Source organism: Allopusillimonas ginsengisoli (assembly GCF_004153455.1).
Classification (GTDB): Bacteria; Pseudomonadota; Gammaproteobacteria; order Burkholderiales; family Burkholderiaceae_B; genus Allopusillimonas; species Allopusillimonas ginsengisoli.
In genome coordinates, this window is record NZ_SDQE01000004.1 from 161332 (window position 1) to 177447 (window position 16116).

Sequence of the window (16116 nt, forward strand, 5' to 3'; positions counted from 1 at the left end):
AGAGCCAATTCCTGGCCTGTTCGCTGCGCATACCCACCGTTCTTGCCTGCCATCCAATCGGCAAAGACGGCTGGCATGCAGACGAATTGTAGAGGCGCGCTTGACGGAAAATGCGCGCGCCGCGCCAAAAACATCCCGGCCAGATGCAGGCCAGGCAAGCATCGCGCGCGCTTAGTCCAGCAGCATGACCAGCTTGCAATCCGGGCGGGTCGCCAGCCTGAACGTAATCTGCTGGTAGCGCAGCAGCCCATCGGCGGGGTGATTGAATTCGCGCAGGCCGCCCGCGCGGTCCACCACGGTGTGGCGCGTCCACCAATGCGCAAACACGCTGCTGCCCTGCAAAAGCTCGGACAGCAGCGCATGAACATCGGATTCGTCCTGATGCACACCTGCATCGGCACGGAATTCGGCGACGACACGGCTGGCGCGCTGCTCCCAATCCACAACCAGCGCTCGCGCCGCAGGGTCCATGAAAATATAGCGCAGCAGATTAGGCGTTGGGTCTCGATCCGGCCAGCCATCGAACAGGCGCAGCAAAGGCTGGTTGCGCGCGAGCACATTCCAGCAACGATCCAGTATGTAAGCGGGCGCCGTGATGCTGTGCACGCAGTCCGCCAGGTAGGCGGGCAACGGCGAGACCTGATCGTCGCCGTGCTCCGGGTCGGCGCATTCAGCCAGTTCAAACAAATATTGCCGTTCGGCCCTGGACAAGGCCATGACCGAGGCCAGCCGAGCCCATACACCTGTGGATACCGACACGTCGCGCCCCTGCTCGATCCAGGTGTACCAGGTAACGCTGATGCCGCACAGCTGTGCCACCTCTTCACGCCGCAGCCCAGGGGTTCGACGCCTTCCTCCCGCCGTCAGCCCCACGCTCTCGGGCTGTACCCGACCGCGCACGCGGCGCAGAAAATCCCCCAGTGCCTTGCGGCGGGCGGAGCCCGTCTGCTCGGTGAGGGCGGAAGACGGATCCATGGCAGTCAACCCAATACGCTGGCCAATGTGCGGCGTACGTCGTCTTCGTCGCGGCCACTGCGCCGCACATAATCCTGCAACTGATCGGCGCCGATATTGCCTACATTGAAGTACTGCGAGGCGGGATGGCTGAAGTAAAAGCCCGACACGCTGGACGCGGGATACATGGCATAACTGTCGGTGAGCTGCATGCCGACTTCTTCGCATTGCATCACGCGGAACATCTCCTTCTTGACGACATGTTCAGGACAAGCGGGATACCCTGGCGCCGGACGTATGCCCTGATACTTCTCGGCGATGATATCGTCGTCGCTGAGCGATGATTCGTCAGGCACATAGCCCCACAGATCACGCCGCACCCGCGCGTGCAGGCATTCGGCAAAGCCTTCGGCAAGCCGGTCGCCAATCGCCTTGAGCATGATGACAGAGTAATCGTCGTTCGCATCGGCGAACATTTTTTCGTATTTCTCCATGCCCAGCCCGCCCGTCACGGCAAACATGCCGATATAGTCGGCTACCCCGCTCTCCTTGGGTGCGATGTAATCGGCCAGCGATTTGTTGTCCACGCCTTCGCGCTTGACGGTCTGCTGGCGGATATTGCGCCAGGTCAGCAGCACCTCGGACCGGGTTTCATCGGTGTAGAGTTCGATGTCCTCGTCGTTGACCATGTTGGCGGGATAGAACGCCACAACCCCGCTCGCTGTCAGCCAGCGGCCTTCGATGACACGGCGCAGCATGTCCTTGCCTTCTTCAAAGAGCTTGCGGGCCTGTTCACCGACCACCTTGTCATTGAGAATGGCGGGATACTGCCCGAACAGGCTCCAGGTCTGGAAAAACGGCGTCCAGTCGATAAAGCGCTCGATCTCGTGCAAGTCGTAATTCTTGAACGTACGCCGGCCCAGGTATTTGGGGCGGGGCGGCGTATAGCTTTGCCAATCAATCGCGGGCCGGCCTGCGCGCGCCTCTTCCAGGCTGACCATGGGCGTGGCCTTGCGGTTGGCATGGCGCTTGCGCACCAGCTCGTATTCTTCGGCCACCTCGGCAAGATACGCATCCACCTGATCAGACATCAGATTAGTGGCCACCCCCACAGAGCGGCTGGCGTCGGGCACATAGATAACCGGGCCTTCGTAATTGGGCGCAATCTTCACGGCAGTGTGCACGCGGCTGGTGGTCGCGCCCCCCACCAGCAGCGGCAGCTTGCGCTCGCGGAAGTAATCGTCGCGCTGCATCTCGGAAGCGACATACGCCATTTCTTCGAGGCTCGGCGTGATCAAGCCGGAGAGCCCGACCATATTGCAGTTTTCTTCCTTGGCCTTGGCCAGGATGTCGGCGCAGGGCACCATCACGCCCATGTTGACGACTTCGAAGTTATTGCATTGCAAGACCACGGTCACGATATTCTTGCCGATATCGTGCACATCGCCTTTGACGGTGGCAATCACTATCTTGCCCTTGGAGCGAACGTCCCCACCCGCGGCCTCGATCTGGCGCTTTTCTTCTTCGATGAAAGGAATCAGGTGCGCCACCGCCTGCTTCATGACCCGGGCCGACTTGACGACCTGCGGCAGGAACATCTTGCCGGCGCCAAAGAGGTCGCCCACGATATTCATGCCGTCCATCAGCGGCCCCTCAATGACCTGAATGGGACGCCCCCCTGCATCGGCAATTTTCTGCCGCACTTCTTCCGTATCCTCGACAATAAAGGTGGTGATCCCATGCACCAGTGCATGCGACAGCCGCTGCTCCACAGGCTGTTCGCGCCAGGTCAGGTCCTCTTCCTTCTTGACGCCCGAGCCCTTGATGGCGTCGGCCAACTCGACCAGCCGCTCGGTAGACGTGCGCTCATCAGCGGGATCGGTCTTGCCCAACGGCTCGGAGCGATCCAGCACCACGTCCTCGACCATGTCCAGCACGTTCTTGTCGATATCCTGATAGACGCCCAACTGGCCCGCATTGACAATGCCCATGGTCAGGCCCTGCTGGATGGCGTAATACAGAAAAACAGTATGAATGGCTTCCCGCATGGCTTCGTTGCCACGGAAGGAAAAACTCACATTGGAAATGCCGCCCGATACGCGCGCATGGGGCAGATTGCTGGTAATCCAGCCGGTGGCTTCGATAAAGTCCACGGCATAATGATTGTGTTCGTCGATGCCGGTGGCAATGGCGAATACGTTTGGATCGAAAATAATGTCTTCCGGCGGAAAACCGACCTCATCCACCAACAAGCGGTAAGCACGCTCACAAATCTCCTTGCGCCGCGCGAGATTGTCAGCCTGGCCCTGCTCATCGAAAGCCATGACAACAGCCGCCGCGCCGTACTTGCGGCAAAGACGGGCGTGCTCCAGGAACGCCTCAACGCCTTCCTTCATGGAAATCGAATTGACCACTGGCTTGCCCTGCACGCAGCGCAGCCCCTGCTCGATCACTTCCCACTTGGAACTGTCGATCATGATGGGCACGCGCGCGATGTCGGGCTCGGACGCAATCATGTTGAGAAAGCGGCGCATGCACACGGCCGAGTCCAGCATGGCCTCGTCCATATTGATATCGATGATCTGCGCGCCGTTCTCGACCTGCTGTCGCGCAACTGAAAGCGCCTCTTCGTATTTTTCTTCGCGTATCAGACGCAGGAACATCTTGCTGCCCGTGACGTTGGTCCGCTCGCCCACGTTCACGAACAGGCTGTCGCGATCAATCGTCAGCGGCTCCAGACCTGACAACCGGGTTTTGACAGGCACATCGGGCACAACCCGCACCGGCAAGGATGCCACCCTGGCAGCAATCGCCCGGATGTGCTCGGGGGTCGTGCCACAGCAGCCCCCCGCCATATTCACCAGCCCGGCCTGAGCGAATTCTTCAAGCAGCGACGAGGTGTCTTCGGGTGTTTCGTCGAAACCCGTCTCGGCCATGGGATTGGGCAGGCCAGCGTTGGGATACACACAGACATAGGTGTCGCAGATCTTGGAGAGTTCAGCCACGTAGGGCCGCATCAAGGCTGCGCCCAATGCACAGTTCAGACCGATCGTGACCGGGCGGGCATGACGCACTGAATTCCAGAAAGCCTCGACGGTCTGACCCGACAAAATGCGGCCCGAGGCATCGGTCACGGTGCCGGACACCATCACCGGCAAGCGCACGCCCCGTTCTTCGAACACCGTTTCAACCGCGAATATCGCCGCCTTGGCGTTGAGCGTATCGAAGATGGTTTCGATCAAAACAATATCTATGCCCCCGTCGAGCAAGCCATTGAGCTGTTCGGTATAGGCATCGCGCAACTGCTCAAACGTCACATTGCGCGCCGCCGGGTCGTTGACATCGGGCGAAATGGAAGCGGTCTTGGGCTGCGGCCCCAGCGCGCCGGCGACGAAACGCGGACGCTCCGGGGTGCTGAGCGAATCACAGGCTTCGCGCGCAAGCCTGGCCGAGACCAGGTTCAGCTCGTAGGCAATATCCGACAGGTCGTAATCACCCTGGGCAATGACCGTGGCGCCAAAGGTATTGGTCTCGATGACATCCGCGCCAGCCTCCAGATACTGACGGTGGATGTCGGCAATGATGTCAGGGCGAACCAGCGACAACAGCTCGTTGTTGCCCTTGACGTCCTTGTGATGATCGGCGAACCGGTCTCCGCGAAAATCCGCCTCGCCCAGCTTGTATTGCTGGATCATGGTGCCCATCGCACCGTCCAGGATGAGTATCCGCTCGCCGAGCAGGCGCGCGAACTCGGCTCCGTGAGTGTAGGAGGACAAAGGGTAGGGCAAGGATGGATGGGACACGGCGTTGGGAGGATACCTTTGGTTAGCAAGGCCTTCATTGTATCGCCGCAGACCCCGGTGGTACGCAGACGCCGCCAGCGGCGCCTTATCGCACGGTCACGGCAGGCGCCATGTTATATTTCGTCACGAAAGAGGTGCTTTCGGAGCCCGGGCCACAGGCCCTGCTCTGCGAAAGCTAAATGGGAAACAGAATACGCACCGCGCTATACGTGCGTCCAACCTGTGCTGCCCCCGCAACGGTAAGCATGTCCGCATGCCAGCCCGACACCAGCCTCAATCATTCCTTGGCCCGTTTCCTATCCTGCATCGCCATTTCGCGGCGCGCCCGCGCCCGGCCAGGGTGTGGAAGCGTCTCGTATCACAACGACGTGCGGGGACGCGCGTCATTCAGGGTCCATCATGCCTGTGCAACGCAATCAGCTGGCGCTCGCCATTCTTTCCTTGTCCATTTCCTGTGTTTCCCATGCGCAGGCCACCAGCGGCGCCGTGGCGCCGCCCTCATCCGGGTCAGGCATTCCCAGCCTGGACGGCATCGTGGTAACACCCGGCCGCGCCGCCGAATCCGAAAAAAATGTCATCGGCGACGTCACCGTCATCGACCGCAAAACACTGGAACGAGCCGGCGCGGACAGCGTCGCCCAAATCCTGTCGCGCCAGCCCGATCTGCAGTTTTATAACACCGGTGGCCCGCAAACCTCCACGGGTATATTCCTGCGAGGCGCCAAGCCCGCCCAGACACTGGTGCTGATTGACGGCATTCGGGCCAACGATTCCGTGGCGGGGGGCTTCAACTGGAACAGCCTGGACGCGGCAACGATCGAGCGCATCGAGATCGTGCGTGGTGCGGCCAGCAGCCTGTATGGCTCCGATGCCATCGGCGGTGTCATCAATATCATTACCAGCAAGGGCGGGGAAGATCGCCCGTTTGCCGCGCATGCCAATATCGGCCTGGGCAGCCACAGCACCTTCAAGTCCGGCGCCGGATTCTCGGGCGCACAAGACGGGTGGAACTACGCCTTCTCGGCCAGCATGGCCGAAAGCAGCGGCTTCAACAGCAGCAATCCGGACGCAGGCCCATACAGCTACCATGACGACAAAGACGGCTACAGCCAGCATTCGCTGTCCGGTTCTGTGGGCTATCGCTGGAAGCCCGGGCACCACGTCGGAATCACGGCCTACAACAGCTATATCAATGCCGACTACGACGCTGGGGCCTTCGCCCACCCCGCCTACAGCCTTAACCGCCAACAGGCCTATTCAATAACCAGCACAGACGCCCTCACCGATTACTGGGAAAGCGTGCTGCGCCTTGGCCTTAGCAAAACGGGGTACGAAGACCGCGCCTGGAACGCTATCTTCTCGACGCTGCAGCGCAGCTTCACGTGGCAGAACAATGTTCGCCTGGGAGAAGGCCAGCGCGTCTCCGCCGTGTTTGAGCGGCTCGAAGAACGCCCCCAGCACTCAGAAAATTTCGACGTGAGCCGCCGGGATACGAACTCCGTCGGCCTGATCTACCGCGCGGACGTGGGCGCGCATCATCTGCAGGCCAGCGTGCGCAACGACAACATCACCGGCTACGGCAACGAAACCACGGGCGGGCTGGGCTACGATCTGGATGTGACACCGTATTGGACCGTCGGCGTGGCCGCCAACACCGGCTTTCGCGCACCCACGTTCTCGGACCTGTACTACCCCTACTACGGCAACCCCGATCTTAAACCCGAAAAGTCACGCAACGTCGAAGCCCGCGTCACCTATGCCAAGGACAACATGCGCTTTGGCGTCACCGCGTTCCAGAACCGGGTTCGCGACATGATCGGGTCCGAAAGCCTCACCTTCCGGAGCATCAACATCGACGAAGCGCGCCTGCGAGGGGTGACACTCACGGGCGAGTATGCCTGGGGCAACACCACGCTGGGCGGCAGCGCGGATTTTCTTGATCCTGAAGACGTGAATACCGGCAAGCAACTGAACCGGCGCGCGCGGCAAGTCTATCGCCTGAACGCACAACATGCCTTCGGCACGCTGCAAATGGGCGCGGAATACATGTTTGTCGGCAAGCGCTACGACGACACGGCAAACCAGATCCGCCTGGGCGGCTACAGCCTGATGAATCTTACGGCCGAGTATGCGCTTACACACAACGCCAGCGTGCAAGTACGCTGGGACAACATACTCGACAAGCGCTACAGCAACGCATACGGCTACAACATGCCCGGCTCCACGGTCTTCGTCAACCTCGCAGTGCGGATGTAGGCCATGCAGGCAGGCGCCGTCGTCCCTCGCCTGGCCAGCGCCCTGCTCCTGGCGACCGCGGCATGCGTCGCCTCGCCAGCCATGGCCGGCGAGGCGGCCGCCGCTCAGGCGGTCACTGCCTCCACCGCGCAGGACCAGGAAGCAGCCACAGGTTCTGCCGCCAGCACGAGCGGCCCATATCGGCGCGCCATCTCCCTGGCGCCGCATATCACTGAACTTATATTTGCGGCTGGCGCAGGCCAGTACATCGTCGGCACCGTAGCGCGCAGCGACTACCCGCCACCGGCTCGCACCATTGACCGCGTGGGAGATGGCGTGGCCGTCAGCATCGAAGCCACGCTGGCCCTGGATCCCGACCTCGTGCTTTCCTGGCGCGCCACAGGCGCGGCCCGCCGCCTCTCGCCGGCACTACAGCGCGCTGGCGTTCCCCTCGCTCTGTCCGCCCCCGCATCCCTGGACGATATTCCCGCCCAGGTGCTGGCCATGGGGAAGCTTTTCGGTACCCACGAGGCCGCGACACCAGCCGCAAGCGCCCTAACCTCGCGCATCCAGACATTGCGCACGCGATATGCGCCGCGCAAGCCCGTGTCGGTGTTCATCGAAATCAGCGAACCGCCGTTGTATGTCGTGGCCAGCGACCCCGTCATCGACGACGCCCTCAAGGCCTGCGGCGGCGTCAATGTCTTTGCTGATATTAAGCTGCCTGCGGCGCAGGCCAGCCGCGAAAGCGTGCTGTTGCGACAGCCCGATGTCATCATTGCCCCTTATCTGGACGCAAAACACATCTCGGATCTGAAACAACGCTGGGCCAGGCTTGGCCTGCCCGCGGCCACCCGGGACAGGGTGTATGGCATCAATCCAGATTGGCTGTTTCGCCCCGGCCCACGCATGGTGGACGCAGCCGAACGCCTGTGCGTGCTGCTTGATCGAGCGCGTTGAATACAATACGCACATCAATCCGGAGCAGGTAATGCAATGATCCCTAATACTTTAACCATCGCTGGCGTGGATCCGTCCGGCGGCGCTGGCGTTCTGGCCGACATCAAGGCCATGAGCGCGCTGGGCGCCTACGGCACGGCGGTCATCGCGGCGCTCACCGCCCAGAACACACGGGGTGTCACAGGCATCTCGCCCGTGCCTGCGGCATTTGTGGTCGAACAAATCGACACGCTGTTCGCCGATGTACGCATCGATGCCGTCAAAATCGGCATGCTCGGCCAGAAAGCGGTAACCCGCGCCGTGGCAGAACGCCTGGCCCACTGGAAACCTGTTCACATTGTGCTGGATCCGGTCATGGTCGCCAAAAGCGGCGACCATCTGCTGGAAAGGGCGGCGGTGGACGAGCTTCGCGAAAGCCTTATCCCCCAGGCCACCATGCTCACGCCCAATCTTCCCGAAGCGGGCGTTCTGCTGGGCACTGCGCCGGTGGACAATCTCAAAGACATGCGACGCGTTGCCGAGCGCTTGCGCCGACTGCTGGATGACGACGGCGACCGCTGGGTGTTTCTGAAAGGCGGACATCTGCCCGGCAACGACACGATCGATGTCTTGCACAATGGCGACCGCCTGATCGAGCTTCCGGGACGCCGCATCGACACCCCCAATACCCATGGCACAGGCTGCACGCTGTCCGCCGCCCTGGCCGCCTTGCTGCCGCGCGCCGACAGCGTGCCGCAGGCAGCGGAACAGGCCAAGGCCTATCTGGTAAACGCGATCGCGCGATCGTCAGATCTGAGCGTTGGCAGCGGTCACGGGCCGGTGCAACACTTCCATCAATGGTGGCCGGCGCAATCGTCAAACAAAAGCATCACAAACTGACAGGAACCCAGTTTTTCAGCCCGTTTCCGGATACGCTTTGAAGTCAAATACGCTATAGTAGCCAGGATAAGAGTAGTGCAACCTGGGGGCCGGCGGGTCCCCTTGTCGCTACAATTCATTACCACTGTTTTTCCATGTAGAAACCATGAACGTCACCGCACTTTCCGAAATCGAACAAGCTCGATTCAATATGGTCGAGCAACAAATCCGCCCCTGGGAAGTGCTCGATTTCCGTGTTCTGCAGGCGTTGTTCGAGGTGCAGCGCGAACGCTATGTCCCCGCTCCCATGCAGGGGCTGGCCTTCTCCGATACCGAACTGCCGCTGATCATCAATTCCGTCGATACCCGCGAAGTCATGCTCACGCCCAAGGTGGAAGCCCGCCTGGCACAAGAACTGCAGCTCAAGCCCACAGACTGCATACTGGAAATCGGCACAGGTTCAGGATACCAGGCGGCCCTGCTCTCCAAGCTCGCGCAACAAGTCGTCAGCATCGAGGTCGACAGCAGGCTGGCTGCCTTTGCGCAGGAAAACCTGCAGCGCAACCAGATCGACAACGTCAGCGTCGAAGTGGGCGACGCCCATGCCGGCTGGGGCACGACCGAATACGATGCCATCCTGCTCACCGGATCGGTACCCGCTGTACCCGACGCCCTGAAATACCAGCTTTGCATCGGTGGGCGCCTGGTGGCGGTGGTGGGACACAACCCCATCATGACAGCCTGCCGCATTACCCGCACCAGTGCCGCCAGCTTCGAAACCGTACGCCTGTTCGATACGGTCATCAAGCCGTTACGAGGCGTCGCTACTTCGCATTTCAAGTTCTAGATGGCTAAGGGACGCTGGTACAGAGCCGGACTGGCGCTATTGCTCTCGGCGAGCGTCCTCCCCACACAGGCACAAGACCTGCTCGAAGTCTGGCAGCTCGCGCTGCAGCGCGATCCTGTTTACGCGGCAACCGGTGCAGGGCGCGATGCCGAGCAAGAAAAAATCCCTCAGGCCAGGGCGCAGCTGCTGCCTTATGTCACGGCCGATATCGGTGCGGGCGTTGACGATACGCGTCGTGTATCCGGCTTGAACGACAGCCGTCGCGACCGCAGCGCATTATGGACGCTCAGACTGACGCAGCCCATTATCGACATCGGCGCCTGGGATGCGCTCAAGCAGTCTCAATACATCGCCCGGTCGGCCGACGTCGCACGCGCCGGGGCCTATCAAGATCTGATCCTGCGGGTCGCCCAGGCGTATTTCGATGTACTCGCGGCGCAGGACACATTGCGCGCGCTGCAGGCCGAAAAAGATGCCATCCAGACCCAGTTGCAGGCAGCCCGGCAGGGCTTTGAGCTGGGCAGCACCACCATCACAGACACCTACGAGGCGCAGGCCAGGCTGGATCTGGTCAATGCCAGCGAACTGCAAGCGCGAAACATCTTGCAGGTCAGCGAAGACATTCTGGCCAGTATCATTGCCGAGCGGCCCCGCACACTCGCCGAACTCAGGCCTGACGCGCGCCTTCCTGCCCCCGAACCCAATCAGCTCGATGCCTGGACAGCCCAATCCGTGCAAGCGAACCTCACGGTCGCCCGCGCGGAGCTTGCCGCCAAAATCGTCGAAAAACAAATCGATATTGCCAAGAGCGGCCACTATCCCACCCTGCAATTGCAGGCGCAAACCGGCAGCGCGTCCAACCGTGGCATCTACAGCAACACGGGGAACCCGGATCCTGGCCCACGGTCGCTGGACAGCGCCATAGGCCTGCAACTCTCCATCCCCTTGTTCGCCGGAGGCGGGATTTCGTCCGAAGTCCGCGAACAGGCGTCCCGCCTGCAGCAAGCCCGCTACGAACTCGAAAATGCCAAGCGGCAGGCGATACAGTCCACGCAACAGTATTTTTCGGGGGTAACCTCGGGGCGGGCCCAGGTCGAAGTACTGCGCGCGGCCGAACAATCCAGCCTTGCCTCCCTGCAGGCCAACCGCACCGGCTACGAAGTAGGTGTACGCGTCAATATCGATGTGCTCAATGCACAGCAGCAACTGTACGAAACCCAGCGCAGCCTCGCTCGTGCACGTTACGACACGCTGATGAGCAGCTTGCGGCTAAAAGCCAGCAGCGGGATCCTCACCGACGAGGATATCGTGGCAATCAATCAGTTGCTGACACACCCCGGCAACTAGCCTGGCGCCTGTGGTTGCGCAACTTGCCGTTGCCTGCCCGCCATCGGGACTTCGGGCGCTGCGCTCAACAAACAGGCGCCGAAGGGCCCTCAGGCCCGGCTGCACAGATAACGCGCGGATTCAGCCTTGCTGGCGTATCTTGCGCAATAGCCGCGTGGTTGACCGCTCGTGCTCGAACGGAATCGCCACGGCCCGACCGCCCCAGCTTTCCACGCTGGCCGTTTCCGGCAAGACAGCCATATCGTAGTCGCCGCCCTTGACGATAATATCGGGCCGCAGTGCTTCAATCAGCGCCTGCGGCGTGTCTTCATCGAAGGCGGTGACACAGTCAACACTGGCCAGCGCGGCGATCAAGGCCTGACGATCCGCCAGCTCATTGAGCGGCCGGTCATCCCCTTTGCCCAGGCGGCGCACCGAGGCATCGGTGTTGAGCGCCACGACCAGGCTGGCACCCAAGGCGGCGGCGGCATCCAGATAGCTGACATGGCCACGATGCAGGATATCGAACACCCCATTGGTAAAGACCAGCGGGCGCGGCAGCGTGCCGGCACGCGCCGCTGCAATGCAGGCTTCGCGTGACAGGATCTTGGATTCGAAACTGGCTGACATGAAACAGGATGGCTTGCTGGTCAGACAGGCGCCAGGGTTCTGACAAGCTGCTTGCGATAGCGATTCAGATCCTGTGCAGTCTGGAAGGAGGTATCCAGCAGCAGCGAAAGATTGTGCAGAATGCGTGAACTGACCTTGCCTTCCCACTCGTTGTCAAAACAGATCTGGTTATCCAGCCAATGCTCCAGCCATTCGGGCGAAGGGAGTCTGGACTGGATGGTGTCGCGCGGGAACATTTCTTTGTTCACGTGCAGATTGGTCGGGTGCAAAGCGTGTGAGCTGCGTCGCGCCGATGCCATCAGCACCCCAATCTTGGAAAACGCCAATCGTGCCTGCTCGCTGATTTCCTTGCCTTGATGGATGAGCGCGCGCTTCATGTAACGCAGATACGCCCCCGCGTGGCGCGCTTCGTCCTGGGAAACTGTTCTGTAGATTGCCTTGATGACAGGCTCGGAATGCCAGTCTGCAGCGCGGCGATACCAGTGATTGAGCCGGATTTCACCGCAAAAATGCAGCATCAATGTCTCCAGCGCAGGCGCCGGATCAAATTCGAAACGTACTTTGTGCAGCTCTTCTTCGGTTGGGACCAGCTCCGGGCGAAAACGCCGCAGGTATTCCATCAACACCAGCGAATGCTTCTGCTCTTCGAAAAACCACACAGACATAAAGGCCGAAAAATCGCTGTCGTCGCGATTGTCGCGCAGAAACATTTCGGTGGCAGGCAACGCCGACCATTCGGTAATGGCGTTCATCTTGATCGTATACGCCTGGTCGTCGGTAAGCTTGGACGCATCGTAGTCATCCCAAGGGATGTCCGTCGCCATATTCCAGCGCACTGCTTCCATCGACTTGAACAATTCTGGGTAAAGCATGGGGCTCTCTCTTAATCGAAGGCGCTGTCTTTGCGCGCCAACCTGGTCACCTTAATGTAAAGCTATCGGTTGACAGGAGTATTTCAGGGGGTGGGATGGCGGCATGCAACGCATGCCTGTCGTTGTCATATTCGTGTGAGCGCCCAAAGGGCGACACCGACCGCGGCAGCCAGTATTGCGCATAAGGTCATCAGCACACGATTTGTGTGCTCCTGGGTTCGGCGCAGACGCTCAATCTCTAAGTTTAACTCAGGCGCCAGCGCAGGGCGACTCAGGTGCGCATGCACCAAACGGGGAAGCTGCGGCATGATCTGCGCCCACTGCGCGGCCTCCTTGTCCAGTTGCCGGCGCAGGCCGGCCAGCCCCACCCGCTCATGCATCCATTTCTCAAGATAGGGTTTGGCGGTTTTCCAGAGATCCAGGCCCGGATCAAGATCACGGCCCATGCCCTCTACATTGAGCAACGTTTTCTGCAGCAATACCAGTTGCGGCTGAATTTCGACATTGAACCGGCGCGAGGTCTGGAATAGCCTCAGCAACACCTGCCCCAGCGATATTTCGGACAGGGGACGGTCGAAATAAGGCTCGCAAACCGCCCGCACCGCGCCTTCGAGCTCTTCTTCGCGCGTAGTGGGCGGCACCCAGCCCGACTCGATATGCAACTGGGCCACCCGGTGATAATCACGGCGAAAGAACGCCAGAAAATTCTGGGCCAGGTAGTTTTTGTCGAACTCGGACAGCGAGCCAACAATGCCAAAATCCAGCGCAATATACCGGCCTTTGGTTTCCGGCTGGTCGGATACAAAAATATTGCCGGGATGCATGTCGGCATGGAAAAAGCCGTCGCTGAACACCTGCATGAAGAAGATTTCCACGCCCTTGCGGCCCAGCTCCTGCGTGTCGATGCCGGCGTCCTTGAGGCGCTCGATCTGGCTGATGGGGATGCCCCGCATGCGCTCCATGGTAAAGACCGTGGTGGCGCAGTATTCCCAGACAACCTCAGGCACAATCAGCAGATGATCGCGGCCTTTATCCGCCGAAAAATTGCGGCGCAACTGGCTGCAATTGGACGCTTCGCGAATAAGGTCGAGCTCATCGTGCAGGTAGTTGTCGAACTCGGCGACCACCTGGCGCGGCTTGAGCCTGCGCCCGTCTGGCGCCAAGCGCTCTACAAGGCCTGCCAGCACGGCCAGCAGCGCCAAATCTTGCTCAATGATGTCGCGCATGCCTGGCCGCAACACCTTGACCGCCACCTCGCGGCCATCATGCAACACGGCAAAATGTACTTGGGCAATGGAGGCCGAGGCGACCGGATCAACCTCGAAATGCTTGAACAAGGTATGCGGCGAGGCGCCCAGCGCAGCTTCTATGCTGGCTGCTGCCTGGTCGGATGGAAACGGGGGCACGCGATCCTGCAGCAGGGCGAGCTCCATCGCGACGTCCAGCGGTATGAGATCCCGGCGTGTGGACAACACTTGACCAAACTTGACGAAAATAGGCCCCAGAGATTCCAGCGCCAGCCTCAGGCGTACGCCACGCGGCGTACGCGGCGGGCGACCAAAGCGGACAATGCGCAGCAGACCGTAGGCCAGCGGATGCTTGATGCTGGAAAGCACCAGTTCGTCCAACCGGTAGCGCAATGCAATGAAGATAATGCGAAGCAAACGGCAAAATGTGAACATAGCCTGGACTCAAGCCTTGCGTGCAGGCCGCGTGCCTGCTGGAGTTTCTTGGGCCGCTACGCGGGCTTCCAGGCCGTTCAGGCGCTGGCCCAGTTGCACCAGCCGGGCAGACACGTCGTCGAACGCAGGCCGCGCTGCCATCATCGCGCTTTCTTCTGTGAGATATTCCGCAGTGTTGTCCGCCACGCGCGTGGCGGCCTGGCGCAGGCCGGCCACCGCCTGTCTGCCGCCGTCCATCAGCCGGCTCGCCGCCACATCGCCCACCACCCGCGCCAGGTCGTCTTCGGGATCCCACCGTAAATCGCGGGCGAGATCCGACACGACATGCGCCAGCCCGGCATCCCCTTCGACATGCAGGATGTCTGCCAAATTGGCCGGATCCCGGCTGCGCAGGATGCGTGGCAGACTGGAAACGCGATCTGCCGGCAGCGTGAGCGTCACATCCGGCACGATGGCCGGATCGCTGGCGCCGAACAGCCCCTCGGCCTGGATGGCCAGGTTTACATTGAAGGGGCCGGCAAGAAAGCGGATGGATTTGCCCGCATGACGGCCCAGACGCTCGCGCGCCCAGTCTTCCCGACGCAACAGCGCATTGAGCGGGCGTCGGCAAAAGGCAGCGGGATCAGGCAAAAAGGGCAAGAAGAACATGTTCGGGCGTGCGCGGCCAGGCCGTCGCATCGTTAGCCTTGGAAAGCCGTGTAGGCAAGATCTCAAGTTTAACGGTTTTGCGCCCGGACCATGATCTTGTATGAAAAAAAGGCGCCCGTGAGGGCGCCAACCACGCATGTTTGAAGACTTAGCTGGCGTAATCCAGCGGGATCTGCTGTATGCCTGCCAACAGCCAGCCTGCATCATCCGCCTTGTAGAGGTTCCAGACCTCTTCGAAACGGAATGCCTCGGTATCCGGCGCTTCGCGCAGCATGCCGGAATAGCGGACGCTGGCCAGATGGCCACCCGACACGGCTTCTATGCCCAGCAATTCGGCATTGAGCAGTACGACTTCGGTGACATTGGCGCCCGCGCGCTGGAGGATTTCGGGCTTGACCTCGGCGACCAGGTCGTCTGTCATGAATTCACGCAGCTTTTCGATATCGCCGCTGTCCCACACCGCCTGGATTTCGATGAAACGGGACTTGGCATTGGCCAGGAACGACGCTGTGTCGAAATCGCCGGGGATAAACCAGGATTTGTCGACGGGTGGCGCGGGCACGGCGGCCGGCGCAACGCCAACCGACGCCGCGGCAGGCGCCGCGGCCGGACCGGCATGCTGACGCTGCCAGGTAGGCTGCGCAGGCTCTGCCTGGCGACGCATTGGGCTTGCGCCCCCTGTTTGCAGGGCTGGGCGCGCCGCGCCGCCACGCAGCTTGCGTACAAGGAAAATGACAGCGAAAACGACCAGACCGATCAGCAGCAGGCTGGACATGAATTCGAGAAATGCGCCTGACAGGCCAAGGCTCGAGAGCAACGCGGCAATACCCAGGCCGGCGGCAATGCCCGCAATCGGGCCAAGCCAGCGGGACATGCCACTGCGGGCGGTTGCTGCCTTGGCCGCGCCGGCTGTGGCCGCGCCTGCCGCTGGCGCGGCGGTGCGAGGCGTTGTGCTGGCTGCGGGCGGCGTGACAGCCTGGCGTTGCTGAGTGATGTTGGACGATTGGCGGCCAAAGCTCTTGCCGCCGCCCATGCGGCGAGCTTCTGCATCGAATGGCGCAGCAAGCATGGCGCCGGCCGCAATGGCCAGTACGAACATGGCTAGCAGTCGGGAACCTCGATGGGTCATGATTTGCTCCTGTGTCCCGCGCTGCGAAGGCGCGGGAGCTTGATAAAGAAGCGCAGGAACATGCCCTGCGCAGAGATGGATAACAATTCTTACTGGAAGCTGAACATTATCATAATCTGGCGGTTGCCGCATAAAAAAACATTGCGCGCGCTCCCTGCGCAATGCCTTTCAA

12 protein-coding genes and 1 riboswitch are annotated in these 16116 nt (G+C 61.1%); of the genes, 5 read left to right on the top strand and 7 right to left on the bottom strand.

Translation table 11 applies throughout. The features are described from left to right. Positions 1-171 precede the first annotated feature (171 nt). Together ERE07_RS10825 and metH are read right to left on the bottom strand one after the other, a co-directional pair. Entirely contained in the window at positions 172-975 is an 804-nt protein-coding gene (locus ERE07_RS10825; RefSeq protein WP_130008831.1) for a helix-turn-helix transcriptional regulator, read from the bottom strand. A 5-nt stretch (positions 976-980) separates the two neighbouring features. Further along, on the bottom strand, positions 981-4757 hold the full coding sequence (gene metH, locus ERE07_RS10830) for a methionine synthase (protein WP_130008832.1): 3777 nt from the start codon (positions 4755-4757) through the stop codon (positions 981-983). Between the two features lie 115 nt (positions 4758-4872). Then, positions 4873-5047: riboswitch (cobalamin riboswitch) on the top strand. A 109-nt stretch (positions 5048-5156) separates the two neighbouring features. Here metH and ERE07_RS10835 point away from each other — a divergent pair. The 5 genes from ERE07_RS10835 (at position 5157) to ERE07_RS10855 (ending at position 11004) form a co-directional block, all read left to right on the top strand. Then, positions 5157-7013: a TonB-dependent receptor domain-containing protein gene (locus tag ERE07_RS10835; protein ID WP_130008833.1), complete on the top strand. Its 1857-nt coding sequence runs from the start codon at positions 5157-5159 to the stop codon at positions 7011-7013. Positions 7014-7016: 3 nt separating this feature from the next. Beyond that, entirely contained in the window at positions 7017-7952 is a 936-nt protein-coding gene (locus tag ERE07_RS10840; RefSeq protein WP_130008834.1) for a cobalamin-binding protein, read from the top strand. A gap of 36 nt (positions 7953-7988) precedes the next feature. Further along, positions 7989-8831: a bifunctional hydroxymethylpyrimidine kinase/phosphomethylpyrimidine kinase gene (gene thiD / locus ERE07_RS10845; RefSeq protein WP_130008835.1), complete on the top strand. Its 843-nt coding sequence runs from the start codon at positions 7989-7991 to the stop codon at positions 8829-8831. A gap of 145 nt (positions 8832-8976) precedes the next feature. Continuing rightward, positions 8977-9657: a protein-L-isoaspartate O-methyltransferase family protein gene (locus tag ERE07_RS10850; RefSeq protein WP_130008836.1), complete on the top strand. Its 681-nt coding sequence runs from the start codon at positions 8977-8979 to the stop codon at positions 9655-9657. Further along, entirely contained in the window at positions 9658-11004 is a 1347-nt protein-coding gene (locus ERE07_RS10855; RefSeq protein WP_130008837.1) for a TolC family outer membrane protein, read from the top strand. It begins immediately after the preceding gene. Between the two features lie 120 nt (positions 11005-11124). Here ERE07_RS10855 and rfaE2 read toward each other — a convergent pair whose 3' ends face one another. The 5 genes from rfaE2 to ERE07_RS10880 form a co-directional block, all read right to left on the bottom strand. Continuing rightward, positions 11125-11613: a D-glycero-beta-D-manno-heptose 1-phosphate adenylyltransferase gene (gene rfaE2, locus ERE07_RS10860; RefSeq protein WP_130008838.1), complete on the bottom strand. Its 489-nt coding sequence runs from the start codon at positions 11611-11613 to the stop codon at positions 11125-11127. 20 nt (positions 11614-11633) lie between these two features. Next, positions 11634-12485, bottom strand: a complete 852-nt coding sequence (locus ERE07_RS10865; RefSeq protein WP_130008839.1) for a ferritin family protein — start codon at positions 12483-12485, stop codon at positions 11634-11636. A gap of 125 nt (positions 12486-12610) precedes the next feature. Then, the gene (gene ubiB, locus ERE07_RS10870) at positions 12611-14167 is read right to left on the bottom strand and encodes a ubiquinone biosynthesis regulatory protein kinase UbiB (RefSeq protein ID WP_130008840.1); all 1557 of its coding nucleotides are present in this window, start codon (positions 14165-14167) and stop codon (positions 12611-12613) included. A 9-nt stretch (positions 14168-14176) separates the two neighbouring features. Then, a complete protein-coding gene (locus ERE07_RS10875) occupies positions 14177-14815 on the bottom strand; it encodes a ubiquinone biosynthesis accessory factor UbiJ (protein ID WP_130008841.1) in 639 nt (212 codons plus the stop codon). Positions 14816-14963: 148 nt separating this feature from the next. Continuing rightward, positions 14964-15947: a Tim44 domain-containing protein gene (locus tag ERE07_RS10880; RefSeq protein ID WP_209021136.1), complete on the bottom strand. Its 984-nt coding sequence runs from the start codon at positions 15945-15947 to the stop codon at positions 14964-14966. Positions 15948-16116 lie beyond the last annotated feature (169 nt).